The sequence below is a fragment of the Streptomyces sp. NPDC107546 genome (assembly GCF_055639175.1).
Map to the genome: position 1 here is coordinate 208862 of NZ_JBVKBA010000003.1, position 25197 is coordinate 234058.

At 71.0% G+C, this 25197-nt stretch carries 27 protein-coding genes; 3 read left to right on the plus strand and 24 right to left on the minus strand.

Annotation, left to right across the window (positions count from 1 at the left end; genetic code table 11):
- Window positions 1-308: 308 nt before the first annotated feature.
- Window positions 309-1082: an isoprenyl transferase gene (locus tag ACZ7L1_RS05775; RefSeq protein WP_471434506.1), complete on the minus strand. Its 774-nt coding sequence runs from the start codon at window positions 1080-1082 to the stop codon at window positions 309-311.
- Between the two features lie 686 nt (window positions 1083-1768).
- Between ACZ7L1_RS05775 and ACZ7L1_RS05780 the strand changes: the two genes are divergently transcribed.
- Complete coding sequence (locus tag ACZ7L1_RS05780; protein ID WP_471434508.1) at window positions 1769-2104, plus strand: DUF192 domain-containing protein; 336 nt, start codon at window positions 1769-1771, stop codon at window positions 2102-2104.
- A gap of 162 nt (window positions 2105-2266) precedes the next feature.
- On the opposite strand, the gene ACZ7L1_RS05785 is transcribed toward ACZ7L1_RS05780, so the two are convergent.
- The 16 genes from ACZ7L1_RS05785 to ACZ7L1_RS05860 form a co-directional block, all read right to left on the minus strand.
- Window positions 2267-3037 carry a class I SAM-dependent methyltransferase gene (locus tag ACZ7L1_RS05785; protein ID WP_471434509.1) on the minus strand — a complete coding sequence of 257 codons (771 nt, stop codon included), beginning with the start codon at window positions 3035-3037 and terminating at the stop codon, window positions 2267-2269.
- A 109-nt stretch (window positions 3038-3146) separates the two neighbouring features.
- Window positions 3147-4010, minus strand: a complete 864-nt coding sequence (locus ACZ7L1_RS05790; protein ID WP_471434511.1) for an LLM class flavin-dependent oxidoreductase — start codon at window positions 4008-4010, stop codon at window positions 3147-3149.
- Window positions 4011-4050: 40 nt separating this feature from the next.
- Window positions 4051-4626: a dihydrofolate reductase family protein gene (locus tag ACZ7L1_RS05795; RefSeq protein ID WP_471434513.1), complete on the minus strand. Its 576-nt coding sequence runs from the start codon at window positions 4624-4626 to the stop codon at window positions 4051-4053.
- Between the two features lie 81 nt (window positions 4627-4707).
- Window positions 4708-5319 (minus strand): OmpA family protein, encoded by a 612-nt coding sequence (locus tag ACZ7L1_RS05800; protein WP_471434515.1) that lies wholly within the window; start codon window positions 5317-5319, stop codon window positions 4708-4710.
- Window positions 5320-5377: 58 nt separating this feature from the next.
- Entirely contained in the window at window positions 5378-5971 is a 594-nt protein-coding gene (locus tag ACZ7L1_RS05805) for a hypothetical protein (protein ID WP_471434517.1), read from the minus strand.
- A gap of 15 nt (window positions 5972-5986) precedes the next feature.
- Entirely contained in the window at window positions 5987-6598 is a 612-nt protein-coding gene (locus tag ACZ7L1_RS05810) for a pilus assembly protein TadG-related protein (RefSeq protein ID WP_471434869.1), read from the minus strand.
- The gene (locus ACZ7L1_RS05815; protein ID WP_471434871.1) at window positions 6595-6807 is read right to left on the minus strand and encodes a hypothetical protein; all 213 of its coding nucleotides are present in this window, start codon (window positions 6805-6807) and stop codon (window positions 6595-6597) included. Before ACZ7L1_RS05815 ends, ACZ7L1_RS05810 begins: the two co-directional genes overlap by 4 nt.
- 111 nt (window positions 6808-6918) lie before the next feature.
- Window positions 6919-7674: a response regulator gene (locus tag ACZ7L1_RS05820; RefSeq protein ID WP_471434519.1), complete on the minus strand. Its 756-nt coding sequence runs from the start codon at window positions 7672-7674 to the stop codon at window positions 6919-6921.
- A complete protein-coding gene (locus tag ACZ7L1_RS05825) occupies window positions 7667-8971 on the minus strand; it encodes a sensor histidine kinase (RefSeq protein WP_471434521.1) in 1305 nt (434 codons plus the stop codon). The genes ACZ7L1_RS05820 and ACZ7L1_RS05825 overlap by 8 nt, the downstream gene beginning before the upstream one ends.
- Window positions 8968-9858, minus strand: a complete 891-nt coding sequence (locus tag ACZ7L1_RS05830) for a DUF5936 domain-containing protein (protein ID WP_471434523.1) — start codon at window positions 9856-9858, stop codon at window positions 8968-8970. Before ACZ7L1_RS05830 ends, ACZ7L1_RS05825 begins: the two co-directional genes overlap by 4 nt.
- A 13-nt stretch (window positions 9859-9871) precedes the next feature.
- Window positions 9872-10819 carry a type II secretion system F family protein gene (locus ACZ7L1_RS05835; RefSeq protein ID WP_471434525.1) on the minus strand — a complete coding sequence of 316 codons (948 nt, stop codon included), beginning with the start codon at window positions 10817-10819 and terminating at the stop codon, window positions 9872-9874.
- A 57-nt stretch (window positions 10820-10876) separates the two neighbouring features.
- The gene (locus tag ACZ7L1_RS05840; RefSeq protein WP_471434527.1) at window positions 10877-12217 is read right to left on the minus strand and encodes a CpaF family protein; all 1341 of its coding nucleotides are present in this window, start codon (window positions 12215-12217) and stop codon (window positions 10877-10879) included.
- 7 nt (window positions 12218-12224) lie between these two features.
- Window positions 12225-12560 carry a TadE/TadG family type IV pilus assembly protein gene (locus ACZ7L1_RS05845; RefSeq protein WP_471434529.1) on the minus strand — a complete coding sequence of 112 codons (336 nt, stop codon included), beginning with the start codon at window positions 12558-12560 and terminating at the stop codon, window positions 12225-12227.
- 74 nt (window positions 12561-12634) lie between these two features.
- Window positions 12635-14245 carry an AAA family ATPase gene (locus ACZ7L1_RS05850; RefSeq protein ID WP_471434531.1) on the minus strand — a complete coding sequence of 537 codons (1611 nt, stop codon included), beginning with the start codon at window positions 14243-14245 and terminating at the stop codon, window positions 12635-12637.
- A 75-nt stretch (window positions 14246-14320) separates the two neighbouring features.
- A complete protein-coding gene (gene cpaB / locus ACZ7L1_RS05855; protein ID WP_471434532.1) occupies window positions 14321-15034 on the minus strand; it encodes a Flp pilus assembly protein CpaB in 714 nt (237 codons plus the stop codon).
- A 113-nt stretch (window positions 15035-15147) separates the two neighbouring features.
- The gene (locus tag ACZ7L1_RS05860) at window positions 15148-16011 is read right to left on the minus strand and encodes a hypothetical protein (protein ID WP_471434534.1); all 864 of its coding nucleotides are present in this window, start codon (window positions 16009-16011) and stop codon (window positions 15148-15150) included.
- A 340-nt stretch (window positions 16012-16351) separates the two neighbouring features.
- Here ACZ7L1_RS05860 and ACZ7L1_RS05865 point away from each other — a divergent pair, with 340 nt between their 5' ends.
- Complete coding sequence (locus ACZ7L1_RS05865) at window positions 16352-18052, plus strand: chitinase (RefSeq protein ID WP_471434536.1); 1701 nt, start codon at window positions 16352-16354, stop codon at window positions 18050-18052.
- Window positions 18053-18183: 131 nt separating this feature from the next.
- On the opposite strand, the gene argG is transcribed toward ACZ7L1_RS05865, so the two are convergent.
- Entirely contained in the window at window positions 18184-19638 is a 1455-nt protein-coding gene (gene argG / locus ACZ7L1_RS05870; protein WP_471434537.1) for an argininosuccinate synthase, read from the minus strand.
- 80 nt (window positions 19639-19718) lie between these two features.
- Complete coding sequence (locus tag ACZ7L1_RS05875; protein WP_471434872.1) at window positions 19719-20633, minus strand: EamA family transporter; 915 nt, start codon at window positions 20631-20633, stop codon at window positions 19719-19721.
- A gap of 94 nt (window positions 20634-20727) precedes the next feature.
- Here ACZ7L1_RS05875 and ACZ7L1_RS05880 point away from each other — a divergent pair, with 94 nt between their 5' ends.
- A complete protein-coding gene (locus ACZ7L1_RS05880; RefSeq protein WP_471434538.1) occupies window positions 20728-21597 on the plus strand; it encodes a LysR family transcriptional regulator in 870 nt (289 codons plus the stop codon).
- Between the two features lie 58 nt (window positions 21598-21655).
- Here the strand turns inward: ACZ7L1_RS05880 and ACZ7L1_RS05885 are convergent, their stop codons facing one another.
- The 5 genes from ACZ7L1_RS05885 to ACZ7L1_RS05905 form a co-directional block, all read right to left on the minus strand.
- Entirely contained in the window at window positions 21656-22042 is a 387-nt protein-coding gene (locus ACZ7L1_RS05885) for a hypothetical protein (protein WP_471434540.1), read from the minus strand.
- Between the two features lie 110 nt (window positions 22043-22152).
- The gene (locus ACZ7L1_RS05890; protein ID WP_471434542.1) at window positions 22153-22716 is read right to left on the minus strand and encodes a hypothetical protein; all 564 of its coding nucleotides are present in this window, start codon (window positions 22714-22716) and stop codon (window positions 22153-22155) included.
- Between the two features lie 173 nt (window positions 22717-22889).
- Window positions 22890-23300: a RidA family protein gene (locus tag ACZ7L1_RS05895; RefSeq protein WP_471434544.1), complete on the minus strand. Its 411-nt coding sequence runs from the start codon at window positions 23298-23300 to the stop codon at window positions 22890-22892.
- Complete coding sequence (locus ACZ7L1_RS05900) at window positions 23297-24058, minus strand: IclR family transcriptional regulator (RefSeq protein ID WP_471434545.1); 762 nt, start codon at window positions 24056-24058, stop codon at window positions 23297-23299. The genes ACZ7L1_RS05895 and ACZ7L1_RS05900 overlap by 4 nt, the downstream gene beginning before the upstream one ends.
- On the minus strand, window positions 24055-25128 hold the full coding sequence (locus ACZ7L1_RS05905) for a sugar kinase (protein ID WP_471434547.1): 1074 nt from the start codon (window positions 25126-25128) through the stop codon (window positions 24055-24057). The genes ACZ7L1_RS05900 and ACZ7L1_RS05905 overlap by 4 nt, the downstream gene beginning before the upstream one ends.
- Between the last annotated feature and the right edge of the window lie 69 nt (window positions 25129-25197).

Below are 25197 nucleotides of genomic sequence, written 5' to 3' on the forward strand. Positions count from 1 at the left end.
GGTGGAGCTGGACCGGTCGTCGGCCGCGATGCACGGGCCGAGGACCGGCCCCCCGCGTCTGCGTCCGTGCTGTGACCGCACGGTCGGGCTGGTGCAAAGGGCCTCCCGGGCGGACGGCCCCGTGCCGTCCGCTGAGATACGACACCCGTGGTTCGGGTGTCGACCTGTCTGGCTTATGCCCTCGAAAATGCGCCGCCATGCCACGGCATATGACGGCGCCCCGGTGAACTCCTTGTTACATCCCGTCCCCCGAGCGGGTGACGCCAGGGGCGGCGCGGGTGGGTGCCGATGGCCGGCGCCCGGGTGTCCTAGCCGCCGTAGCGGCGGTGCCGCGCCGCGTAGTCACGCAGTGCGCGCAGGAAGTCGACCTTCCGGAAGGCCGGCCAGAAAACCTCGCAGAAGTAGTACTCGGAATGGGCCGTCTGCCACAGCATGAATCCCGACAGGCGCTGTTCGCCGCTCGTACGAATCACCAGATCGGGGTCGGGCTGGTCACTCGTATAGAGGTGCCGGCCGATCAGGTCGACGTCGACGGACTCGGCGAGGTCCTCCATCGAGGTGCCCTTCTCATGGGCGTCGAGGAGCATGGAGCGTACGGCGTCGGCGATCTCCTGACGGCCGCCGTAGCCGATGGCGACGTTGACGAGTATGCCGTCGACGTGGGCGGTGGCCTCCTCGGCCTCCTTGAGGACGGTCTGCATCTGCCCGGGCAGCAGGTCGAGCGCACCGACGTGGTGCACACGCCAGCGGCCGTCGGCGGCGAGGGAGCGGACGACGTCCTCGATGATCTTCAGGAGCGGGACCAGCTCCTCCTTCGGCCGGTCGAAGTTGTCCGTGGACAGCAGCCAGAGGGTGACGACCTCGACGTCCGTCTCGGCGCACCAGCCGAGGAACTCCTCGATCTTGTCGGCTCCGGCCTGGTGCCCCTGCGCGGTGGTCGATCCCGCGGCCTTCGCCCAACGTCGGTTGCCGTCCATGATGACGCCGATGTGCTTGGGCACCTGAGCGTGGTCCAGGTGGCCTTCCACCCGGCGTGCGTACAGCCTGACGAGCAGGCCGCGCAGCTTGTCGCGCAGGTTCACGTGATTGTCAGCCCCTCCGTGCGGATCAGACAGGCGCGGTCGTGCGCGATCCCCGTCAGATGGCGGTCCCCGAAGCCGAAGCCTACCGCCGGAGAGGGCGGGGGCGGCCAACGGGTGTCAGCGGGTTGGTTTGGGTTTGTGGGTGTGAATGGGGGTGGGAGTGGGGGGATTTGAGCTGATTGGCTGCACGCGCGCGGAGGATACAGACCGGCTCTGGTCAGCTCGTCCGGGGGTTCCCCTCCTTGGCGAAGCCCTCGGCAGGACTCCGGGGGTTGAGCCCCCAGGGACGGGGCGGGTGGGGGCTGCGGGGCCGGGACCCTTCGGCGGTGCCCGGCGCAGAAGCCGTCCGGGGGCGGAAAAGAAAACGGGCCGGTCCGTGGGGGGGAGACGGACCGGCCCGAGGGGGGGTTTCCACCATAACCCTTCGTAAGGGATCCTGCGTGCATCGGCGTGCAACAACTACTCTCCGAAACCACCCGGCGACGCCCCGATGGCCCCGGAACCCCTCATTCAGGGCCTGATCATGGCCGAAACCCGGCGGATTCCCGGTGTAATACGGCCGAAACCCAAGGGATCCAAGGGGTGTGCGCCCTCGTGTGGGTCACCCGGCGACATGCCCCGCCGTACTCCGCCCGAGTGACCCGCACCAGAAGTCCTCACTTGACGCCGCCGCTAACTTCGCAGTCATGCCCACGCTCACCACACCGGAGACGCTCCACCCGGTGCCACTGGAGGTCGCACGGTCCGCGCAGGCCCGGCGACGCGGGCTCCTCGGACGCGACGGGATCGACGGCGCGCTGCTGCTGAGTCCGGCGAACACGGTGCACACCCTGGGGATGCGGTTTCCGATCGATGTGGCGTATCTGGACCGGACATTGCGGGTCATGGCGGTCCGGACGATGCCGCCGGGCCGCATCGGCCTCCCCCGCCCGCGTGCGCGCCACGTCCTGGAGGCGGAGGCCGGGGCGATGGAGCGCTGGGGGATCAGACCCGGCGTACGGGTCGACGTACAGGATGCGTGACGCCGTAGGAGCGCCGCACCGGCACGCAGTGCACGGCACCGCGCAGCCCCCTCCACTGCGCGGTACCGCCCGCGCAGCTTCACTCACGCGAATTACCTTGGTCTGAACTTACTCGAGCCATCGGAGGCGACGGGAGTCGGCCTCCATAACGATGCGGAAAACCTACGCCCCCGGCTTGCGCGCCTCGATCAGGAACCGCGTGCTGTGCGCGACGAACGGGCCCTCCGCCACGATCCGCTCGTGCAGGGACCGCAACCTGCCCTCGTACCGCTCCACGGTGAAGTCCGGCACCATCCAGACCACCTTGCGCAGGAAGTGCACGACGGCCCCGATGTCGTGGAACTCCATGCGCAACCGGGCCTCCCGCAGATCCACGACGTCCAGTCCGGCCGCTTCGGCCTCGGCGCACGCCCGCAGCGGATCGCGTCCGCCGCGCACCTCCTCCGGCTGTGGCCCGAGGAAGTGCTCGACGACCTCGAAGGCGCTCGCCGGGCCGACCTGCTGCGAGAAGTACGTGCCGCCGGGGCGCAGCACACGCGCGATCTCGCCCCAGTGGGTGCGCACCGGGTGCCGACTGGTGACCAGGTCGAACGCGGCTTCGGCGAACGGAAGCGGCGCATCCTCCGCCGAGGCGACGACGACCGCACCGCGCGGATGCAGCAGAGCGGTGGCCCTGGCGACGTTCGCCGGCCACCCCTCGGTGGCGACGGTGACCGGCGGCAGCGTCGGCGCGGAGGCCAGGACCTCCCCTCCCCCGGTCTGGACGTCGAGCGCGGCGGACGCGCGGGCGAGCCGCCGCACCATCGACCGGGCATACCCCCACGGCGGCCGCTCCTCGGTGGCCCGTCCCTCGAACCAGGAGAAGTCCCAGCCGTCGACGGGAGCCTCGACGGCCTCGCGGACGAGCTCTTCGAACGAACGGTGGGCGGACATGCCGCGATCTTCCCAGCGCCACGGAAGCGGACGCGACCGAATTACGGAGGCACGGGTGACCGGCTCATGGGTGACCGGACCAGCGCGCGAGTCCGGCGCAGCGGCCGGCCTACGGCACGAGCGGCCGTACCTCCTCGGCCACGAACCGCACGAACCCCTCGGGGTCCGGTTCGTCGCCGGTCGGCTGCAGGACCACCGTGTCCGCGCCGGCCTCCGCGAGCTGCTGCACGGCCTTGGCGACCGTGCCCGCGTCCCCTGCCACGCCGTGTTCCACCCCTCCCTCCCGCTCGATCTCGGCGCGCAGCCGGGCGGCAGCGTCCGGACCGGTGGTGGCGCGGAGGTAGACCACGACGGGGTGCGGGTCGGTGCGACCGGCCACCGCGCGTCCCTCGTCGACGATCCCACGGGCCGCCCGTACGCCCTCCGGTGCCGTGGCGGCGGTGAGGAGCGTGCCGTCCGCCGCCTCACCGGACAGGCGCAACGAGCGCGGACCGGTGACCCCGGCGAGGATGCGGACGGCCTGCGCCGGCGGCCAGTCCAGGGCGACGTCGTCCAGCTTCACGTACCGCCCGTCCGTGGTGACCCGCTCGCCGCGCAGCAGGGCCCGCAGCGCGTCCAGGTACTCCCGCAGCAGCGTCACGGGCGACTCGGCGCGGGCACCGACCTGCCCCATCCAGCTCTGGACGCCGTGCCCGACGCAGAGGACGGCCCGTCCGGGGAACATGCGCTCGAGCGTGGCGGCCTCCATCGCGGTGAGGGCGACGTTCCTGAGCGGGACGGGCAGCAGTCCGACGCCCACGCGCAGCCGTTCGGTCCAGGCGAGCGCGGCGGACGCCGTGGAGACTCCCCCTTCCAGGAAGCAGTCCTCCCACAGCCACAGCTCCTCGAGGCCCGCCTCCTCCGCGAGCCGCGCGATCGTACGCAGTCGCTCCGGGGGCAGTTGGGGCCGGAACACAGCACCGAGTCCAGTCATGCGGCCTTCCTACCCAGCGGCTGCCGACCGGGCAACACCTTTACCGGCCGCCCGTCTCCGGGCGCCCGTAGTGCAGAAGTACGACGCCGTTGCCGAACCTGCGGGAGTCGATCAGCCGGAGGGTGGTGAGCGCGTCGCCCTCCGGGAACAGGCGTCTGCCACGACCGAGGAGGACCGGGTGGACGTACACGCGGAACTCGTCGACGAGGTCGTGCCGCAGGAACTCCGCGGCCAGTTCTGCGCCGCCGAGCGTGAAGTCGCCGCCGTCCTGTGCCTTGAGCGCGAGGATGTCGTCCACGACCACGTCCCGGACGATGGTGGTGTGCCGGTCGGCGTGCTGGAGGGTGCGGGAGAACACCACCTTCGGCATGTTCCGCCAGATGCGTGCGAACTCGACGACGGGCGCGGAGGCGTCGGGGTCCCGGTCGGCGTCGGGCCAGTATCCGGCCATGAGCTCGTAGGTGACCCGCCCTTGGAGGAAGGCGCCCATCTCCTTGAGGACGTCGTTGAAGTGCTGGTGGAGTTCGTCGTCGACGACGTGCCAGTCGATCTCGCGGTTCGGGCCCTCCATATAGCCGTCGAGGGACACCGACATCATCAGGACGATCTTCCTCATGGCCCACCTCATCGACGTCCGACCGCACCGGCGCCCACGGTACTCAGCGCAGGCGCCTCCCGATCGCTTCCTCGCGGAGTGTCAGCCGCCGGAAATCGCCGCGCCGCCGTCGCCGGATGCGCCGGCGCCGTCGGACCCTCCCCTCGGGAAGGACACCTCCACCCGGCGGTTCTTGCGGCGCCCCTCCTCCGTGGAGTTGTCCGCGATCGGGTAGTCCTCGCTGTAGCCGCGCACCTCGAAGGTGACGTTGCCGCCGAGGCGGGCGGCCAGTTGGTCGTGGACCGCCTCCGCGCGCTCTTTGGACAAGGTCAGGCCGTGGGCGTACGAACCGAGGTTGTCGGTGAAGCCGAAGACGCGGACGGTGGTCCCGTTCTGCTTCTTGATCTCGTCCGCGATCGCGTCGATACGGGAGCGCGCCTCCGGGTTGAGCTTGGAGCTGTCCTTGGGGAACAGCACTTCCGCCTGGAGCGCGAAGGTGACGTTCTCGTTGGTGTCCTCACGCCGCTCCTCACCACCGAGGTCCTCGACGACCGACTTGATGTCCAGCACCTTGGCGGGCGCGAGAGCGGCCCCGTCGGCGAGCTTCAGGCCCGGGCTGGCGGGGTCGATGGAGGGGGGTGGGGCGGTGGTTACGGTGCCGGGGGGTGCGCTGGGGTTGTCGTCGGCGACGGCTGTGGGACCACATGCCAGCATGAGGGCCGTCAGACACGTCAGCGCAGTGGCCGGTCGGAGGGGGCAGCGCATGAGCCGGTCACCCCTCGGAGATCTCGATGGAAGCGGGGGGCATGGAGCCGACCTGGAAGTCGACCTTGTCCGTGCCTTGGGGCGGTGCGGGGAACTGAGCGAACCACTGCACGGTCTCACCGTTCTTGACCCCACCACTGAATTGCGTGCAGAGACAGCGACCGGAAGTGTCACGCAAGATGAGGTACTTCTTCTTGCCCTTCTGATCGATCAGGCTGGCACCTGCGATTGACCCGCCATTCCTGGCCAGCTCCTGCTCGTCTCCGCGCCAGTTGCCCCCGACCCACGGGTTGCCAGTGTTGTTCGTGACGGTTCCCTCAACTGTTACGAAACCCCCGTTGTCGCGCTTGGCGGAGGTAACCGTCAAGGTCAGGCCGTTCTCCCCCTTCACCTCGGCGAGCGCCGCCTCCGACTGAGGTGCCTGCGATTGCTTCTGATCCCCCTTACTGCTGCTCCGGGCAGGAGCGGACGCAGCCGCCGTTCCCTTTTCCGACGTATCGTCACCTCCCCCGCCACAACCGGCCACCGTGAGGAGCAGCCCAGTCGCGACCGCAACCGCGCTCAGCGCCCTGCGACCCTTCAGGGTGTGCCGAAAGTCCATGGGTGCGGCTTCCTTTCACTCAGCCAGATGCACAGAGAACAGCACGGACGCGTCAGGAAGGTCGACCGGTTTGAAATCTTTAGGGTCGATGTCCACGGTCTGGCCGTCACAGTTCAGTTGCACGGGTTTCTTGGGATCAGCGTTCAAGTCGAAGTCGCAGCGCGGCTGGATGACTGCAATGGCATGGGCCCTCGCATGGATGCCCTCCGTGCCGGGAATGACCGAGTCACCCACCGTGTAGTTCGTCTGCACAGCCACCTGGAATCCGGGATAGCCACCTCTGGTTACCGGCTGGATTCCGCCCTCGACGGTCGAGTCGTTCTCGGCAGCCAATCGCTGCGCGGCGGCGGTGGGGGCTCCGTCGTCAGCGGGCAGTCTGCCGCCCAACCAGGTCAGCCAGTCGTCATCCTTCCCGATGACGGCATCGAGACGGTCCATCAGTTGGTCGCGGGCATCCTGTGCCGCAGCCAAAGCGGCGGCGTCCGCTGCGGACTGAGCTCCATTGCGGGCGGACGCTGCTTGGGCGAAGGCGAAGAAGGCGAACGCGGCAAACAGCAGGATCCCGGTCAGCCAGATGTAGATAGGGAGTGTCTGTCCACGGTCGTTCAGTCGCTGGGTGAGACTCAGCCGCCGGTGACGTTGTTCACGGCGCGCAAAATCGCCTGCGAGATGATGTTGTCCAGACCCAAGCCGTGGACCATGGTGAAGATGGCGGCGACGATGATCATCAGACCCGCATACTCCACGAACCCCGCCCCCGCATCCCGTCCAGCCCCCCGCATCCGGGCCCCCACGGTCCGCCCCCACGTGCCCACCCCGCGCCTGATCCTGCTCATCACGGCCCCGGCCCTCCCACCCGATGCGGCAACCACCAACCGAAACACCGTAGGTGAGAGCACCCTCACTCTTCGTGGGCCCAGGGGCCCAACTTCCGCGCGCCGGTGCCCTCATCGGCTCCACCCCTCCCGAGCCGTCCCCAGCCAGCGAGCGATCGCTTCGCTCCGTGATGAACTCTGCAGCTTCGCGAAGATGCGGTTGATGTGGTTCTTGACCGTCTTCTCGCTGATGAAGCAGGCGGCGGCGATCTGCCGGTTGTTCATACCGGCCGCTATGAGGTCCATGACCTCCACCTCCCTCGAACTCAGCCCGAAGGCCGGCCACCCCGCGGCACGGCGCCGCAGACCCCCCGCCCGGGCGGGCGGAACCCCCGACGACTGTGTCATAACCGGTTGCAGCTGCGAAGAGACTTCCTTCTCTTCGTAGGAAACGCCGAGCGAAGACCGGACAGCGCACGGGGACATCGTCCGCCGCCCCTCCGTCAGGCCCCGTACGGCCGCGATCAGTTCCGCAGCGGTGAACTCCCCGTGGACCAGGTAGCCCGAGGCCCCGCGGCGCAGGGCCTCCGCCACCACCTCGGGTTCTCGGCTGTACGTCAGCATCATCACGGGGGCCTGGGCGGCCAGTCGCGGCAGTGCCGTCAGGCCGTCCGTGCCCGGCATGCGGTGGTCGAGGAGGATGACGTCGGGGCGGTGGCGGGTGGCGTACGTGAGGGCCTGGGTGCCGTCCGCCGCCTCCGCGACCACCTCCATGTCGGGGTGGACGGTCAGCAGGGCGGTCAGGCCCGCCCGGACGACCGGGTTGTCGTCGGCCACGAGGACGCGCAGGCGCGGGCCGGGTTGTGCCTGGTCGGGCAGGTCAGGCATGTGCGGCCTCCTCTTGCGGGGTGGGGGAAGCGGTCGCGGGGAGGGGGATGTGCAGGTGGATCCCGGCGCCGCCCAGCGATGAGCGGCCCAGGCTGAGATGGCCGCCGAGGGAGGCGGCGCGTTCCGTCATGCCGAGCAGGCCGAAGTGGCCGGTTTTCGCCAGGCTCTCGGGCCTGGCCGACGGGGGCAGGCCGACACCGTCGTCTGCCACCCGTAGGTCCAGCACGGCGTTGTCGGGCGCCTCGAGTTCGATCCGTATCCGGCTCGCTCGGGCGTGGCGGTGGGTGTTCTCCAGCGCCTCCGAGACGATCGCCAGGACGTGCTGGGCGGTCGTGTACGGCAGGAGCAGGGGGACGTCCGGTTTTCCCAGGGCCACCGTCGTGCCGGTGCGGCGCGCGAAATCCTCGGTCACCCCGGTGAGTTCGGCCGCCAGGTCCAGGTGAGCCGACGTGACGCCCGTACGGCGTCGCAGGTCGCAGAGCAGGTCGCGGGACTCCGCCGCCGCTCTGCGCGCCGCCCCGGCGACCAGCGTGGCCTGGCGCTTGAGCGTATCCGGGTCGCCCTGGTCCGCCGAGGCGGCCAGCGCCTGTGCCGCCAAGGCCAGGCCGTGCAGCGTCTTCGCCACCGAGTCGTGCATCTCCCTGGCCAGGCGGGCCCGTTCGGACTCCACCGCCTCCGCTGCGGCCAGGCGGGCATCGGCTTGGGACAGCGCCTCGCTGGCCGCGCCGAAACGGAACATCAGGTTGCGCAGAGTCACGCCGATGATGCCGGCGGCGACGCAGAAACCGGCGATGAGGAGCGTGCTGGCAGCCGCGCCGGGATGGTGTTCCCAAGCCCGAAAGACCGAGAACACCACCGCGAGTTGCAGACCCGTGAGGACGCCCGCGCCGCGCCAGCCGTACAGCAGGCCGGACAGCAAGGGCGTGCAGACCGTGGCGTACGCGAGGGGGGAGGCCGGGGAGGCGGTCAGGAGCAGTGTGGCGACGAAGAGCAGGTCCAGCGCCATGAGCGTGGGGTGCGCGAGAAGGCGCGGGCCCACGCGGTCCCAGTCGCGGAGCACGGCGTAGGAGGCCGTGACGCCGAGGACGGCTGCCGCGACGGCGGCGTAGCGGGGGCCGTCTTCGGGTGTGTTGGCCAGGGCGAAGGGTGTGCCGATCAGGACCAGGGCGAGGCGTACGGCCACGGTCTGGCGGCACAGCGCCTGGAGCGCGCCGAGCTGGAGGCGGACGCTCGCGGGAGCGGGGGCGTCGTCCTCCAGGTACCCGGGGGCGGGGTGACTCGTGCGGCTCATCGTCATCGGCCCAGAATCGATCCGAAGTCCGTCCCCGACCCCAGGAACATCCCCGTGGCGATCAGGATCATCGTCGCCGGGAGCATGAACACCAGGGTGACGAGCGTGGCCTTGGGGATCGTCTTGGCGGCGCGGCGGCGGGCGTTCTGGGCGTCCGTGCGGCGCATGTCCGTGGCCAGCTGGATCAGGGTTTCGGCGATGGGCGAGCCCAGCTCCTCGCCCTGTTGCAGCGCCGAGACGAACTGGGCGACCTGTTCGGAGGAGTTGCGCCTGCGCAGTTCGTCGAAGGCCTGGCGGCGGCTGACGCCCATGTCCATCTGGCGCAGGGTGATCCGCAGTTCATCGGCCCAGGGGCCCTCGTACTTCTCCGCGACCCGGTCGAGCGCCTGACGGAAACCGAGGCCCGCCGAGACGACGACCGCGAGGACGTCCAGGAAGTCCGGCAGGGTGCGGTCGATGACGTCCTTGCGTTCCCGGATGGCCTGCCAGATCAGGGCGTCGGCGGCGAAGAGGCCGAAGGCGAAGGTGGCGGCCGCGAAGAGCAGTTGCCCGTTCGTCAGGAACATCAGGCCCAGCACCAGGCCGAAGATGCCGTAGACCGCCCGGCGTGCGGCGTACCGGTTCAGGGTCAGGCCGCCGGGGTTGCCCGCCATGTCGATGCGGCGGCGTTTGGCCTCCACGCGGCGCGGACCCATCAGGCGCAGCACGAGTGGGGCGAAGCGGATGCCGAGGCGGTCCACCACCGAGCCCGCCCTGGAGACCCGGGTCGCGCCGACCTCCAGGGCGAGTGCGAGATCGCTCGGGAGTTTCGCGTCCGCGCGGATCATCCGGACGCCGAGGAGGACGCCGGCGACGGAGACCGCCATCAGTAAGGCGAGGAGCAGCGGAAGCATCGTGGTCTCCCCCTCACACTTCGATCTTGCCGAGGCGGCGGATGACGAAGAAGCCGATCGTGTAGAGACCGAGGGAGAGCAGGACCAGGCCCTGGCCGAGCGGGGAGCCGGTGACGCGTTCCAGGGCGCCCTCGTTCGAGGAGTTGACCAGGATCAGCGAGCCCAGGCCGAGCATCGGGACCGTGAAGGCCGTCGCGTTGACCTCGGAGAGCATCGTGCGGACCTCGCGCCGGGTCTCCTTGCGGTCCTCCAGGGTCTGGGTGAGGTTGCGCAGCGAGTTGACCACCGAGCCGCCCGCCTTGTTGGCCAGGACGAGGGTGGTGACGAGGACGATCAGCTCGCGCGACGGGAGGCGTTCGGCCAGCTCGTCCAGGGTGTCGTCGACCGAGCGGCCCAGCGACAGCTGGTCGGCGACCCGGGCCAGTTCCTCGCCCGCCGGGGCCTCCAGCTCCTCCGCCGCCATGGCGAGCGCGGTGCGCAGGGCGAGTCCGGCGGCGGTGGCGTTGGCCAGCAGGCGGGCCACGTCAGGGAGCTGGTTGATGAACGCCTCGATGCGTTTCTGCCGCTGCCAGTTGAGGAAGATGGCTGCGCTCCAGATGCCGACCAGGCCGGCGATCGGGCCGAAGAAGGGCGCCAGGGTGGACGCCGCGATCAGCCACAGCGCCACGACGACCGCAGCGACGTAGATGAAGAACTCCCCCGCCGTCAGATCGAGGCCCGTCGCCGAGAGGCGCATGTGGATGGCGCGTCCCAGGCGGGTGCGGCGCAGCCTGTGGTCCACGGCCGCAAAGCGCCGTACGCGGCCGGCCGCCGTGCGGATCGGGCCGCCCGCGGCGCCGGAGAGCCGGTCGACGAGCGCCCGGCGCTGGGCACGGCCGGAGGCGTACGAGTGCACGCCCGCGACGGCGAGCGTGCCGGTGAGGACGGTGGCGCCGAGGGCGAGGAGGGCGGGGTCGTTCATGACCGGCTCCTGAGATGGGCGGGGTCGTTCATGACCGGCTCCAGAGGGGGACGGGGATCATCCGATGGCCTGCCTCGTGTTCAGTACGTCGAGGGCGTCCGCGACCCCGAAGGCCGGCGGAAGCGGTTCGCCCGCGCCGTACAGCTTCTCCGCGACCGTCCGGGGCAGCGGGAGGTGCTCGAAGCGGCCGCGGACGATCCGGTCGGGGCCGAGGGGCTGGGGCACGAAACGGGACACGGTGGCGACACGGAACTGTTCGCGGCCGTGCGACACGACGAGTGCGATCTCCACGACCTTGCGGGAGCCGTCGGGATACCGGGCGAGCTGCACGACCACGTCGACGGCCGAGTTGATCTGGTCCTTCAGCGCCTCGAAGGGAATCATGACCTCCGACATCGAGCCGAGGGTCTGCAACCGCATCAGCGCGTCCTCCGCCGAGTTGGCGTGCACCGTGGCGAGCGAGCCGTCGTGGCCCGTCGACATCGCCTGGAGCATGTCGAGCGTCTCGCCGCCGCGGACCTCGCCGACGATGATGCGGTCGGGCCGCATCCGCAGGCTGTTGCGGACCAGGTCGCGGATGGTGATCTGGCCCTTGCCCTCGACGTTCGGCGGGCGGGACTCCAGCCGGATCACGTGCTCCTGCTGGAGCTGGAGTTCGGCGGAGTCCTCGATGGTGATGATGCGCTCCTGGGAGGGGATGAGCCCGGAGAGCGCGTTGAGCAGGGTCGTCTTCCCGGAGCCCGTGCCGCCGCTGACGATCAGGTTGAAGCGGGCGCGGACGAACGCGGCGAGCAGCATCAGCATCTGCTCGTCCAGGGAGCCGAGGCCGATGAGTTCGGGCAGCGTGTAGGCGCGCGGGAAGCGGCGGATGGTGAGAGTGGGGCCGGTCAGGGCGAGCGGCGGGAGGATGACGTTGACGCGCTCACCGGTGGGCAGGCGGGCGTCGACCATGGGGTTCGACTCGTCGACGCGGCGGTTGACGGTGGAGACGATGCGTTCGATCGTCTGCATCAGCTGCTCGGCGGAGGCGAAGCGGAGCGGGAGCTGTTCGACGCGGCCCGCCCGCTCCACGAAGATCGAGTCGGGGCCGTTGACCATGATCTCGGTGATGGACGCGTCGGCGAGGAGCGGTTCGAGGACACCGAGGCCGAGGGCTTCGTCGACGACCCGTCGGATCAGCTGGGAGCGCTCGGCGGAGGAGAGGACGGGGCCTTCACGGCTGATGATGTGGCCGAGGACGCGTTCGAGCCGGACCCGGCGTTCGGCGGTGGCGAGGCCCGACATCTCGGCGAGGTCGATCTCCTCCAGGAGCTTGGCACGGTAGAGCGCGACGAGGTGTCCGTCCTCGCGGGCGGCTCCCCCGTCGTCGGGGGCGGCGATACGGGAGCGCAGGCTCATGCCGTCGTCAGCTCCTCTCCGGGATGAAGGGGTCCGGGTCGTTGGGCATGGTGGCGCGGCGGGTGACGGTCCAGCCGCTGAAGAGGGGGATGACTGCCGGGACGCGGACGGTGACGGTGGCGGTGGTGGTGTCGGCGCCCTTGGGAGCGTCGACCTCGGGGCTGAGCCAGCCGCTGACGGCCGCGGAACCGGCCGCTGCCCCGTCCCTGTTCTGCGAGGCGGCCCGGGCGGCAGCTCGGGCCCCCGACCCGGCCTGGTTGATGCCGTAGCCGATGAGGCCGAGCTGGATGGCGGCCATGCCGATGACGAGGAGGATGGGCAGGAAGCCGGCGAACTCGAGCATGGAGACGCCTCGGTCGTCCCAGCGGCGGACTCGCCGTCCCGTCCGGGGCGACCCTCGGCGGCGGAGAAGAAGCCTCATGGGCTGTTCCCTTCCAGCGCCGCCCCCGCCGAGCCGTCGACCTGCCAGCCCGGGTTGACGCCCGGGAAGAACAGCGGGACGTCGGCATGGACCGTCGCCTTCATCACCGGCCCTGCCGGGGTGCAGGTGATGTCCGCCCCCTGCCAGGCGTCCGGCAGATGCTGGGCACCCGCCGACTGGCACGCACCCGCCACATCGCCCCCCACGGCGTACGCCGCCGTGGCGGCCCGAGCCGCCTCGTCCGCCGCGTTGCCCGCCAGCGAGTACGTGTAGCCGTAGAGCACGCACTCCCACAGCAGCGCGAGCACGACCAGCACCAGCGGGAACATCCCGGCGAACTCCAGGGTCACCGACCCCCGGTCACCGCCCTTGCGCCACAGGCTCAGCGCGCCCCGGTCCGACGGCGTCCGGCGCCGCCGCCCGCCGCCCTCCTGCGCCTGCACCAGCTCCAGCTCCCCCGCCAGCGCCCACAGCGCCTGCTTCACGGTGGAGCGGGCGTCGAGGTCCTGGAGGCGTCCGGCGTCCACGACCGACTGGAGTTCCTTGAAGGCGGCCGGGACCGCGGCGCGGGCCACCTTGGTGCCGGTGATGCGTTCGACGAGGCCGGGCTGGATCTCCGTACCGCGCGAGTGACGGTTGACGACGGTCAGCGTCTCCTCGGCCTTGCGGATCTGGAGCCGGTCCCACAGGCGGACCATCCGCTTGGCCGCGCGGACCGCGACGACGTCCGGGGTGACCAGCAGCACGGCCTGGTCGGCGATCTCGACGGCCGCGGCGGTGGCGGCGGTCATCTGCGAGCCGCAGTCGACGATCACCACGTCGTGGCGGGAGCGCAGCGCGCCGAGGACCTGGCGGGTCACCCGGTCGGTGACCTCCTCCCCGCGTTCGCCCTCGGCGGGGGCGAGGAGCAGTCCGATGCCGCTGTCGTGGGTGTAGAGGGCGTCCTGGAGGACGCGCGGGTTGATGTCCGCGATCCCGGCGAGGTCGGCGACCGAGCGCCGGAACTGCACGTCGAGGTAGGAGGCGATGTCCCCGGACTGGAGATCGAGATCGACCAGCGCGACCGTACGGCCCGACGCCCGGGCGGCGAGCGCGAGGTGCACGGCCGTGAGCGTGGCGCCGACGCCGCCCTTCGCGCCGGTCACCGCGACCACGGTCCCTCCGGGTCCGGCGTACGACTCGGGGGCGCCGCTGCTCAGGTGGCGCCGCATACCGGCGGACCAGGCGGCGGCGGCCTGGACGCGTTCGGCGAGGGCGTCGTAGCCGAGCGGCAGGGTGACGATGCCGCGGGCGCCGGAGTCCATCGCGGCGGTGAGCACGCCGGTGCTGGTGTCTGCGGTGACGAGGACGACCCCGACCGCCGGGAACCGCATCACCAGGTCGCGGATCAGGTCGAGCGCGGGCACCGGCCCGATCCGCTCGTGCACGAGGACGACCTCGGGCAGCTCGTCGAGGGAGTCCGCGGCCAGTCGCGCCAGGCTGTCGAGCAGGGCCGTGGAGTCGTGGACGGGCGGGGCGGGCTCGGCGTCGGGGAGCTGGCCGAGCAGGGTGGTGAGCGAGCGGGCGGCGTCGAGGTCGCCGACGGCGGGGAGGACGCGGACGGTCATCGGCGACACCCCGCACCGTCGGACAGCCTGGGGACAGGCCCGCTGGGGGCCGGTACGGACCTCATGCGCGGCCTCCTACTTGTCCTGGTCGAGGGTGTACGTACGGTCGCCCGGCGCGATGGTGGTCTGGGAGCCGCCCGCGACCAGGGCGAGCCGGACGTGCGTGGCGAACGACTCGGCGTACGCGACCCGTTGGGCGTCCGCCGTGCCGAGCGCGAAGGTGATGGGGACGGCCTCGGTGGCGGTGCGCCGCCGATCGTCGCCGGACTGGCCCGGGTCGAGGGCGGTGAGCTTGCCGACGTCGAGGACGCGGGCGTTGGTCACGATGACCTTGGACTCGTCCTTGGCCTTGTCGTTTTCGGCCTTGAAGGTGGCGTAGATGTTGACCCGCGACCCGGGATCGATCTTGCCCGCGACGCCGGTGGAGGCGTCGATCATGATGGCGATCTCCTGCTGCCCCGGCTGGAGTTCGGGCCGGTCCACGATCATGTCGCTCTGGAGCAGGGAGCCCTTCTCCAGCCGGGTCACGGCGATCTTCCCGCGGATCCGGGCCAGATCGGTGACGGCGGTGACGGGCAGCCACCGCTTCGGCATGGAGATCTTCTGGAACTGGTCGGGCGTGAGTGCCTTGTAGGGGTCGATGCCGTTCTTGAGGCGGTACGCCGTGACCTCGGGGCCGACCTTGGAGTTCACGTCGCGGATCACCGACAGCACCCCGGCGAAGGCGCCGACGGCGGCGAGGGCCGAGAGGACCAGCAGGATGACGCCGCGGCGCTGGCGTGAGTTCATGACGCGGACAACCTCGATCGGAGCGGAGGAACGGCGGGTCGAGCGGTCGGGCGGTCGAGCGGTCGAGCGGTCGAACGTTGTGCGAGACGTACTGCGGACCAACGCGTACGGGGCTACGTGCCGCCGCGCGGCAGGGCGGCGCGGACGGCCGTGGCCGGTAGCTGTTCGGGGGGTGGCGGGAGGGGCGCGGCGCAGAACCCGCAGCGGTCGCCGATGAGTTCCAGTCCGCACCAGTGACAGGTCTCGCGCCGTACGGACGACACGAGCTGGTAGAGCACGGACACGTCGTGCAGGCCGGCCGCGAACTCGACGAGTCGGTTGGTGCCCCACCAGCGGGCCGAGTCCTGGGGCAGGGGCACGGTCCCGACGCCCTGGACCCGCCAGGCGGGGGCGAGGGAGGCGGTGACCCAGTCGGAGGGCGGCTGCCCGGCGGCGACGAGCATCCGGGTGCCGAACTCGGGGCCGGGTAAGTCCTCCTGCCCGACCCGAACGAGCCGGGGGCGTGGGCCGGCGAGTACGGCGAACTGGGCGCCCGGCACCCACGACTTGGCGTGGGACGTGAGCGGGACGGGGACGCGGTCCAGCTTGGCGACCGAGCCGAGGAGGGCGCCGGCGTAGACGTAGTGGGCCAGCAGGCGCGCGGAGGACGCCAGGACGCCGGGGCTGAAGTCGCAGACCGACAGCTGGCGCAACTGCTGGGCGAGCAACGCGAGTCCGAGCGGGGGCAGGTCGATGCCGAGCAGCGCGACGCGGTCGCTCTCCAGGACGGAGCGGACGGTGCGCAGCCGCTGCACGGCCGGGTCGTCGCCGGAGGCGGGGTGCAGGGCGATGACGTACCCGTGCTGCTCGATCAGCGCCTGCATGCCGGTCAGGGACGCCTCGAGCGTGGGCTGGGGCTGGACGGCGGCGGGCGGCGTCTGCCGGTCGAGCGGTGGGAGCACCAGGTCGGGACTGGTGACGGCTATCGCGGTCGGCACGGCTGCTCACCACCCCGTTCACTGCGGCGGGGTGGTCAACCACCGCCCCAGATGGCCCCTGTGACGTCCTTTTGCGTCGTCCTGCAACAGCACCATATCCACGGCATGCCCCGCTCAACACAGAATCGGGAAGATCATCTCACCGAAGGTGGGGACATGATCCACACAGAGTAGGGGCATATGCCCCAACTCCGGACGCCCGCAGGACCGTTGAGGACGCAAGGACCCTTGACAGCGGGATTGGTCTGGACCAAATTCTTGGAGCATCAGGCGGTGGCCACCGTTCCGCAATGCCCTCCCGCGCTTTCCTCCCTTTCCTCTCCCCACATCGGAGGCCGAAGTGGACCGCGTACCAGTCCTGCCCCGCCGCAGACGGACCCTCGCCGGGGCCGCCGTCGCCGCGCTCGCCCTCTCCCTGCTGGGCGCCGCCCACGCGGCCGCGGCGGACGTGAACAACGCGAAGAACGCCGGTTTCGAGTCGGGCCTCGCCGACTGGACCTGCTCGGCGGGCAGCGGCACCACGGTGTCCTCCCCGGTGCACGGCGGCACGGCCGCCCTGAAGGCGACGCCCGCGGGCCAGGACCACGCGCAGTGCGCCCAGACGGTCGCGGTGAAGCCGAACTCGACGTACACGCTGAGCGCATGGGTGCAGGGCGGGTACACCTACCTGGGCGCCACGGGGACGGGCACGACGGACGTGTCTACGTGGACGCCGGACTCGACGGGCTGGAAGCAGCTGTCCACGACGTTCACCACGGGTGCCTCGACGACGTCGGTGACGGTGTACCTGCACGGCTGGTACGGACAGGCGGCGTACTACGCGGACGACGTGTCGGTGTACGGGCCGGACGGCGGCGGGGGCGGCGACCCCTCCCCCACGGTCCCCTCGCCCCCCACGGGCCTGGCGGTCTCCGGCACGACGTCCTCTTCGGTGTCCCTGTCCTGGAACGCGGTGACGGGCGCGACGGGCTACAACGTGTACCGCAGCGGCACGAAGGTGACGTCGGCGAACGGTACGTCCGCGACGGTGACCGGCCTGTCCCCCTCGACGTCGTACTCCTTCCAGGTGACGGCGACGAACGCGGCGGGCGAGTCGGCCAAGTCGACGGCGGTGACGGCCACGACGGCGTCGTCCGGCGGCGGGGGCGGCACCGGGCTTCCGAAGCACGCGGTGACGGGCTACTGGCAGAACTTCGACAACGGCGCGACGGTGCAGCGGATCTCGAACGTGCCGTCGCAGTACGACATCATCGCGGTGGCGTTCGCGGACGCGACGAGCACACCGGGAGCCGTGAGCTTCACCCTCGACTCGGCCGGCCTGGGCGGCTACACGGTAGACCAGTTCAAGGCGGACATCGCCGCGAAGAAGGCAGCGGGCAAGAAGGTGGTCGTCTCGGTCGGCGGCCAGAACGGCACGGTGTCGGTCAACGACGCGACGTCGGCGACGAACTTCGCGAACTCGGTGTACGCACTGATGCAGACGTACGGCTTCGACGGGGTGGACATCGACCTGGAGAACGGCCTGAACGCGACCTACATGTCGCAGGCGCTCAGGCAACTGTCGTCGAAGGCGGGATCATCGCTTGTGATCACGATGGCCCCGCAGACGATCGACATGCAGTCGACGTCGAACGCGTACTTCCAGACGGCGCTGAACGTGAAGGACATCCTGGCGGTCGTCAACACCCAGTACTACAACAGCGGTTCCATGCTGGGCTGCGACGGCAAGGTGTACTCGCAGGGCTCGGTGGACTTCCTGACGGCCCTGGCCTGCATCCAGCTTGAGGGCGGCCTGTCCCCGTCCCAGGTGGGCCTCGGCGTCCCCGCCTCGACGAGCGCGGCGGGCAGCGGCTACGTGTCGCCTTCCGTGGTGAACAACGCCCTGGACTGCCTGGCGAAGGGAACGAACTGCGGCACGTTCAGGCCGTCGAAGACGTACCCGGACCTCCGGGGCGCGATGACGTGGTCGACGAACTGGGACGCGGCGTCCCAGAACGCGTGGTCGAACTCGGTGGGCCCGCACGTGCACGCGCTGCCGTAGGCAGGGGCCGACCGTGCCGGACGGCCCACCCCTCCGGTGGAGGTGGCGGGCCGTGCGCTCAAGGACGGGGCTCGTCCGGGTCTCAGAGGCCCGAACACAATGGGGCCTGGCGCCCATTTTTTTCGGGGCTCTCAGTCGGTACCCGACTCGATCGCGGCGTGGTCGAGCAGTTCGGCCTCGTCGGCGGTGCCCTCGCCACGGGAGGCGATCGTCTCCGCGCCTCCCTCGGGCATCGCACCGATCAGGCCGGTCGAGGCCGCCTGGGCGGCGCCGATCAGCGCCGGGTCCGGGCTGCCGCCGACCATGCCGAGCCGGGCGTACTGCTCCAGCTTGGCGCGGGAGTCGGCGATGTCGAGGTTGCGCATGGTGAGCTGGCCGATACGGTCGACCGGGCCGAAGGCGGAGTCCTCGGTCCGCTCCATGGAGAGCTTGTCGGGGTGGTAGCTGAACGCCGGTCCGGTCGTGTCGAGGATGGAGTAGTCCTCACCGCGCCGCAGCCGCAGCGTCACCTCTCCGGTGACCGCCGTCCCCACCCAGCGCTGCAGCGCCTCACGCAGCATCAGCGCCTGCGGGTCCAGCCAGCGGCCCTCGTACAGCAGCCGGCCGAGGCGGCGGCCCTCGGTGTGGTAGCTGGCGAGCGTGTCCTCGTTGTGGATGGCGTTGACCAGGCGCTCGTACGCCGCGTGCAGCAGCGCCATGCCCGGGGCCTCGTAGATGCCGCGACTCTTGGCCTCGATGACGCGGTTCTCGATCTGGTCGCACATGCCCAGGCCGTGCCGGCCGCCGATCGCGTTGGCCTCCAGGACCAGGTCCACCGGGGAGGCGAACTCCTTGCCGTTGACGGTGACCGGGCGGCCCCGCTCGAAGCCGATGGTGACGTCCTCGGGGGTCACCTCGACCTCCGGGTCCCAGAACCGCACGCCCATGATCGGCTGCACGATCTCGATGCCGGTGTCGAGGTGCTCCAGGGACTTCGCCTCGTGGGTGGCGCCCCAGATGTTGGCATCGGTCGAGTACGCCTTCTCGGCACTGTGCCGGTAGGGCAGATCGCGCTCCAGCAGCCACTCGGACATCTCCTGGCGACCGCCGAGCTCGCTGACGAAGTCGGCGTCCAGCCACGGCTTGTAGATGCGCAGGGAGGGGTTGGCGAGCAGACCGTAGCGGTAGAACCGCTCGATGTCGTTGCCCTTGAAGGTGGAGCCGTCGCCCCAGATCTGCACGTCGTCCTCGAGCATCGCCCGCACCAGCAGGGTGCCCGTGACGGCCCGGCCGAGCGGGGTGGTGTTGAAGTAGACGCGGCCGCCGGAGCGGATGTGGAAGGCGCCGCACGCCAGGGCCGCGAGCCCCTCCTCCACAAGCGCGGCCCGGCAGTCCACGATCCGGGCGACCTCGGCACCGTAGGCCGTGGCACGCCCGGGCACGGAGGCGATGTCGGGCTCGTCGTACTGGCCGAGGTCGGCGGTGTAGGCGCAGGGCACGGCGCCCTTCTCGCGCATCCACGCGACCGCGACAGAGGTGTCGAGACCGCCGGAGAAGGCGATCCCGACTCGTTCACCGACAGGCAGGGAAGTCAGCACCTTGGACACGAGGCTAAGTGTATGCACACTCTCGCATGATTATGCAAGCCCGGGGTCCGGGCGGCTCTCCTCCCGTGTCGCAGAGACGGTCACCGGCCGGGTCGCGTCCGCGACGGAGTGATCTGCCCGGCGAGCAGCGCGGCCAGGGCCAGGACGAAACCGATCAGCTGGAGGCCGGTGAAGGACTCGCGGAGCAGGAGTACGCCGAGGGCGGCGGCGACGAGCGGGGAGAGCAGCCCGAGCAGGGCGGTCGCGGTGACGGGCAGGGTGCCTATGCCGCGGAACCACAGGGTGTAGGCGAGCACACCGCCGACGAGCCCGAGCCACAGGTAACCGGCCACCGCCGGAGCGCCGATCCGGTCCGGGACGCCCTCGGTGAGCAGCGCGGCGGGAAGCAGCACGACCCCGCCCGCGGTGAGCTGCCAGCCCGCGAACGTCATGGCCCCCACCCCCGCGGGGCGTCCCCAGCGTTTGGTGAGGGTGACACCGAGCGCCATGGCCCCCGCGCCGGCCAGCCCGGCGGCGATGCCGAGCGGGTCCAGCGCGGCCTTCGGCCCGATGACGACGAGTCCGACGCCGACCACGCCGACGACGCCCCAGGCCAGACGCCACACGGAAGGTCGCTCCCGCAGAACGGGCACGGCGAGGAGGGCGACGACGATCGGCTGGGCCGCGCCCAGGGTGGCCGCGACACCACCGGGGAGCCGCTCGGCGGCGAGGAACAGCAGCGGGAAGAACACGCCGATGTTGAGCGCACCGAGCACCCCCGCCCTCACCCACCACACGCCGCGCGGCAGGGTGCGGGTCAGGGCCAGGACGAGCAGCCCTGCGGGCAGTGCCCGCATGAGCCCGGCGAACAGCGGATGCCCCTCGGGCAGCAACCCGGCCGTGACGCTGTACGTCGTGCCCCACACCGCGGGCGCGAGCGCCGTGGCGAGCGTCGAGGCCGCCCGGCCGGCTGGGACCGCAGGGGCGGCAGAGGAGGCAGAGACGGCCCTGTTCATGCTGGTCGTAGTCACCTCATCACTGTCGGCCCTCCCCCGTCGATGAATCCAACACATGCTTGTCATGGCATCCATCTGTGCGGAAGATCGATGCGTGGATCTGCAGCAGATGCGGTACGTCCTCGCGGTGGCCGAGACCGGCAGCTTCACGCGGGCCGCCGAGCGGTGCTTCGTCGTCCAGTCGGCGCTCAGCCACAGGATCGCGAACCTGGAGCGCGAACTGGGCCTCAAGCTGTTCGCGCGCACCAGCCGCCGGGTGCGGCTCACCGCGGCAGGGGAGGCTTTTCTGCCCGCCGCCCGGCAGTGCCTGGAGGCGGCCGAGCGGGCGGGCGTGGACGCCGCGGCAGCGGTGGGAGAGGTACGTGGCCGTCTGGCCGTCGGCCTGATCCCGACCGTCGCCGCGGTCGATGTGCCGGCCGCGCTGCACCGGTTCCGCGACGAGCATCCGCGGGTACGGATCGCGCTGCGCGTCGGCTCGAGCGACGAACTCACGGCCGAGGTGCGCGAAGGCGGACTCGACGTCGCCTTCCTGGGGTTGCCCGAGACCGACCGCCCGCTCGGCGTGCGGGCGCGAGAACTGGCCCGCGACCGTCTCGTGGCCGTCGTCGGCACCGCACACCCGCTCGCCACGGCCGGTGAGGTCGGCCTGGCACGGTTGACCGAGGAGACCTTCGTCGACTTTCCCGCCGGCACGCCCGGACGCGCTCAGAGCGACCGGGCCTTCACCGCCGCCGGCCTCGGCCGTGAGGTCGCCTTCGAGGTCACCGCCGCGGACCTGATGACGCGCATCGTCCGCCAGGGCCTCGCGGTCGCCCTCCTGCCCACGGCGTTCACCCGCGATCTGCCGGACGTGATCACCGTTCCGGTCACCGAGGGCCCGGTGCGGATCGAGCACCTGGTCTGGAGCGACTTCAACCCCAGCCCTGCCGCGCTGGCGTTCGTCGACACCGTCGAACTGCCGTGAGGAGGGCAAGCGGGCCGGCCGCTGTGGGCCATCGCGTCGGGAGCCAGCCCATGGGGAGTCAGCCCACCGGGCGGTAGTACCCCAGTACCGTCGCCAGTTCGGCGAACCACTCCTGCAACTTCTCGCGGCGTTTCGCGTTCACCACGCACTCGAACACGCGGCCGTCGACGTGCACGACAGCCACCATGAGCGCCTTCTCGTCGGCGCCGGGGCGGTAGTGGACGCTGCGGACCACCGGCCACGGGAAGTCCGCCGTCAGACCGCGCATCTCGAAGGCGACGCCCGACGCGTCCACCACCACCGAGTTGTGACGGTCGGCGGCCAGGAAGTCCGGTCCGGGGGGTACCTGGGGTGCCGAGGGAGCGTACGACGGATACGGGGTGTAGGCCGGTGGCGGCGGTCCGAAGCCCGGTGGTCCGGTCGGGGGCGACGGGTGGCCGTACACAGGAGGACCGGTTACAGGAGCACCGGCCGCAGGAGGACCGGACACAAGGGGACCGGATACCTGGGGATTGTGTCCAGGGGGTCCGTATCCCGGGGGGCCGTATCCCACGGTCAGTCGTCGTCCCTCTCGACGGCGGCGCTTTCCTCCTCGCCGTCCTCGAAGTACGCGTCCAGCACCTCGTCGAGCCGGGTCTCCCACTCCTTGAAACGTTCGCGGGAGTCGGCCTCGATCTCGATGGGGTACCAGCGGCGTTCCGGGGTGTGCACGGTCACCGTGAACCGCTTCCCGAAGCGCGCGGTCTCCGTCTCCACGGCGCCGATCTCGTCCCAGCGGAACTCGCACTCCTGGTCGTCCAGGCGGAGCCGTACACCGCTGCGGTCGGCGACGATCCGGGCGCGGCGGTCCGCGGCCTCGAACACCGGGCCGTCAGGGGCCTCTTGCTCCTCCGCGAGGGCCTCCTCGACCGCGGACTCCTGCTCCGGTTCCCCGGCGGCGGCCTCCTTGTCCGGAACCACGTCCTCCGGCTCCACGGAGTCGTCCGGCTTTAGGGAGTCCTCCGGTTCGACGGGGTCCTTCTGGTCCACGGACACGGGTGAGGTGAGCCCGGGGATGAAGGCCGGGTCGACCCCGGCGCCGTCCAGGGGCTGGCTGCTCGAACCAATGCGCTGCTCCACAGCGGGCAGTATGGTCGAAGATCCTGTGCCGGACACAGCCAGCCCCTGCATCGTTATACGAATCCAGCCCGATGTCCTACGTCTTGGGTCTCATCTTGATGATCCCAGGGGGTGGTGGGTGCCGTGCCGTGACGGCGTACGGAGTGCGGGAGCGAGTGGGAGCCGACGGGGCGTCAGCCGAGGACGGCCAGCGCGTCGATCTCGATCAGCAGGTCGGCCGGGAGGCCCACGTAGACGGTGGTCCGGGCGGCGGGCGGCTGGGTGAGGCCCTGCTCCTCGAAGTACGCGTTGTAAATCTCGTTCATCTCGACAAAGTGGTCGACGTCCGTCAGATAGACGCGGATCATCATGACGTCGTCCCAGGTGGCGCCGCCCTCCTCAAGGATCGCCTTGACGTTGGCGAGGGTCTGGAGGGTCTGCTCGCGCAGGGTGGGGCCCGCGGGCGTGGGCGGCTTGCCCTCCTCGGCGGGCAGGAAACCGACCTGGCCGGCGACCTGGAGGATGTTCCCCTTCTTCACACCGTGCGAGAACTTCGCGGGCGGGGTGGTGTGGGTCTTCGGGGTGAGGGCGATCTTGTCCGTCATTCGGGGTCCCTTACTGGTGTTCTGCCGGAGTACTCGCCGCTGATCGCGTCCGCGGTGCGGCGCACCTGCGGGAGCAGGGTGAGGAGTTCCTCGGCGGTGACGACGACGTTCGGTGCGGACACCGACATGGCGGCGACCACCCGTCCGTCGGCGCCGCGGATGGGGGCGGCGACGCAGTTGATGGACTCCTCGTGGCCGCCGAGGTCGGTGGCCCAGCCCTGTTCGCGCACCTGCTCCAACTCGCGCAGGAACGCCGCGGCGTTGGGGGTGGAACGGGCCGTGTAGTGGGGGTAGTCGAGCTTCTCCGCGAGGGCGCGGCGCTCGGCGTCGGGCAGGTCGGCGAGGAGGAGCTTGGCCACGGCCGCGACGGTGATGGCGACGGGCTTGCCGATCCGGGAGTACATGCGGACCGGATAGCGGCTGTCCACCTTGTCGATGTAGAGCACCTCGTCCTCCTCGTAGACGGCGAGGTGCACGGTGTGACCGCACTCCTCGTTGAGGCGTACGAGGTGGGGGTGGGCGATCTCGCGGATGTCGAGGTTCTCCATCGCCTCCTGGGCGAGGGCGAAGAGCCGGGCGCCGAGGCGGTAGCGCTGGTCGGACTGGCGGTAGACCAGGCCGTGCTCGTCGAGGGTGCGCAGCAGGCGGAGCGCGGTGGACTTGTGCACGCCGAGCCGGTCGGCGACCTGCCCGAGATCGGCGGGCCCCTCGGCGAGCAGCGGCAGGATGCTCAGCGCCCGGTCGACGGTCTGGCTCATGGCGTGGGTACCTCCTCCTCGGCCCGTGGTGCGGCTTCGGTCCAGCCGGGGCCGAGTCGAAGTGTCCCCCAGGCGGTGTCGTCGAGGGCGGCCAGGCGGTCGGCGTGGTCGCGGGCGGGGGGCGTGGCGAGGTCTCCCGGGACGGTGAGCGCGGCGGCGGCCATCAGGTGGCCGTGGCGGAGCCGGTCACGGACGGGCAGCCCGCGCAGGGTGGCGGAGAGGAATCCGGCGGCGAAGGCGTCCCCGGCGCCGACCGCGGCCACGACGTCGACGTTCAGCGCGGGCGCGAAGGTGGAGGTGCCCGTCGCGCCCTCGCACCTGCCGTCGGTGTCCTTCTCGAACGCCGTCGCCCCGCCCCGGCCCTGCTTGACGACGACGATCTCCGGTTCGGGCAGCGCCTCCCGGACGGCTCGGGCGCCGTGCAGTCCCCACGCCTCATGTGCCTCGTCGTCCCCCACGAACACGATGTCCGCGCCCCGCGCCAGTTCCAGCAGTACCCGTGCTCCCGCCGCCTCGCGCCACAGCCCGGGACGGTGGTTGACATCGAAGGAGACCAGCGGTCGGCCGGGGCGGGGCGCGGTCAGCTCGCGCAGCAGGTCCAGGCAGGGCCCGGACAGCGCGGCCGTGATGCCGGACAGGTGCAGCACGCGGCCGGCGCGCACGGCGTCCAGGTCGACGGTGTCCGCCGTCATCGCGGAGGCCGCCGAGCCGGCCCGGTAGTACGCCACCTCGTGGGCGTCGGCGGCCCGGTCCCCGGCCGTGCGGAAGTAGACGCCGGTGGGCCGCGCCGCATCCCGCAGTACGAACGACACGTCGACGCCGTACGCCCCGATCGTCTCCACGAGGTGGTCACCGAAGCCGTCCGCGCCGACCCGGCTCACCCAGCGCGCGGAGTGCCCGGCGGCCGCGAGCACGCATGCCACGTTGGACTCGGCGCCGCCGATGGCTCGCTCGAAGGACGGAACGTCGGCGAGCCGTCCCGGCGCCGTGGGCAGGAACGTGACCATGGACTCGCCGAGCGTGACGACGTCCACGACGTCGGGGGCCTTGCCGGATCCGTCGGTGGTCACGATGGTCGTAGCTCCTTTGTGGGGTGCGGGTTCGGTCGGCGTCCGTTGACCCCGCGTCGGCCGAGATGT

Coding starts and splice junctions, on each gene's coding strand:
- ACZ7L1_RS05840 (WP_471434527.1), bottom strand. CDS start 12,217: ATGAGCCTGCGCTCCCGTATCGCCGCCCCCGACGACGGGGGAGCCGCC.
- ACZ7L1_RS05800 (WP_471434515.1), bottom strand. CDS start 5,319: ATGCTGGCATGTGGTCCCACAGCCGTCGCCGACGACAACCCCAGCGCA.
- ACZ7L1_RS05825 (WP_471434521.1), bottom strand. CDS start 8,971: ATGACGATGAGCCGCACGAGTCACCCCGCCCCCGGGTACCTGGAGGAC.
- ACZ7L1_RS05850 (WP_471434531.1), bottom strand. CDS start 14,245: ATGACCGTCCGCGTCCTCCCCGCCGTCGGCGACCTCGACGCCGCCCGC.
- ACZ7L1_RS05875 (WP_471434872.1), bottom strand. CDS start 20,633: ATGAACAGGGCCGTCTCTGCCTCCTCTGCCGCCCCTGCGGTCCCAGCC.
- ACZ7L1_RS05785 (WP_471434509.1), bottom strand. CDS start 3,037: ATGTCCGCCCACCGTTCGTTCGAAGAGCTCGTCCGCGAGGCCGTCGAG.
- ACZ7L1_RS05805 (WP_471434517.1), bottom strand. CDS start 5,971: ATGGACTTTCGGCACACCCTGAAGGGTCGCAGGGCGCTGAGCGCGGTT.
- ACZ7L1_RS05900 (WP_471434545.1), bottom strand. CDS start 24,058: ATGAGCCAGACCGTCGACCGGGCGCTGAGCATCCTGCCGCTGCTCGCC.
- ACZ7L1_RS05830 (WP_471434523.1), bottom strand. CDS start 9,858: ATGCTTCCGCTGCTCCTCGCCTTACTGATGGCGGTCTCCGTCGCCGGC.
- ACZ7L1_RS05780 (WP_471434508.1), top strand. CDS start 1,769: ATGCCCACGCTCACCACACCGGAGACGCTCCACCCGGTGCCACTGGAG.
- cpaB (WP_471434532.1), bottom strand. CDS start 15,034: ATGAACTCACGCCAGCGCCGCGGCGTCATCCTGCTGGTCCTCTCGGCC.
- ACZ7L1_RS05820 (WP_471434519.1), bottom strand. CDS start 7,674: ATGCCTGACCTGCCCGACCAGGCACAACCCGGCCCGCGCCTGCGCGTC.
- ACZ7L1_RS05815 (WP_471434871.1), bottom strand. CDS start 6,807: ATGAGCAGGATCAGGCGCGGGGTGGGCACGTGGGGGCGGACCGTGGGG.
- ACZ7L1_RS05795 (WP_471434513.1), bottom strand. CDS start 4,626: ATGAGGAAGATCGTCCTGATGATGTCGGTGTCCCTCGACGGCTATATG.
- ACZ7L1_RS05835 (WP_471434525.1), bottom strand. CDS start 10,819: ATGAACGACCCCGCCCTCCTCGCCCTCGGCGCCACCGTCCTCACCGGC.
- ACZ7L1_RS05845 (WP_471434529.1), bottom strand. CDS start 12,560: ATGCTCGAGTTCGCCGGCTTCCTGCCCATCCTCCTCGTCATCGGCATG.
- ACZ7L1_RS05790 (WP_471434511.1), bottom strand. CDS start 4,010: ATGACTGGACTCGGTGCTGTGTTCCGGCCCCAACTGCCCCCGGAGCGA.
- ACZ7L1_RS05895 (WP_471434544.1), bottom strand. CDS start 23,300: ATGACGGACAAGATCGCCCTCACCCCGAAGACCCACACCACCCCGCCC.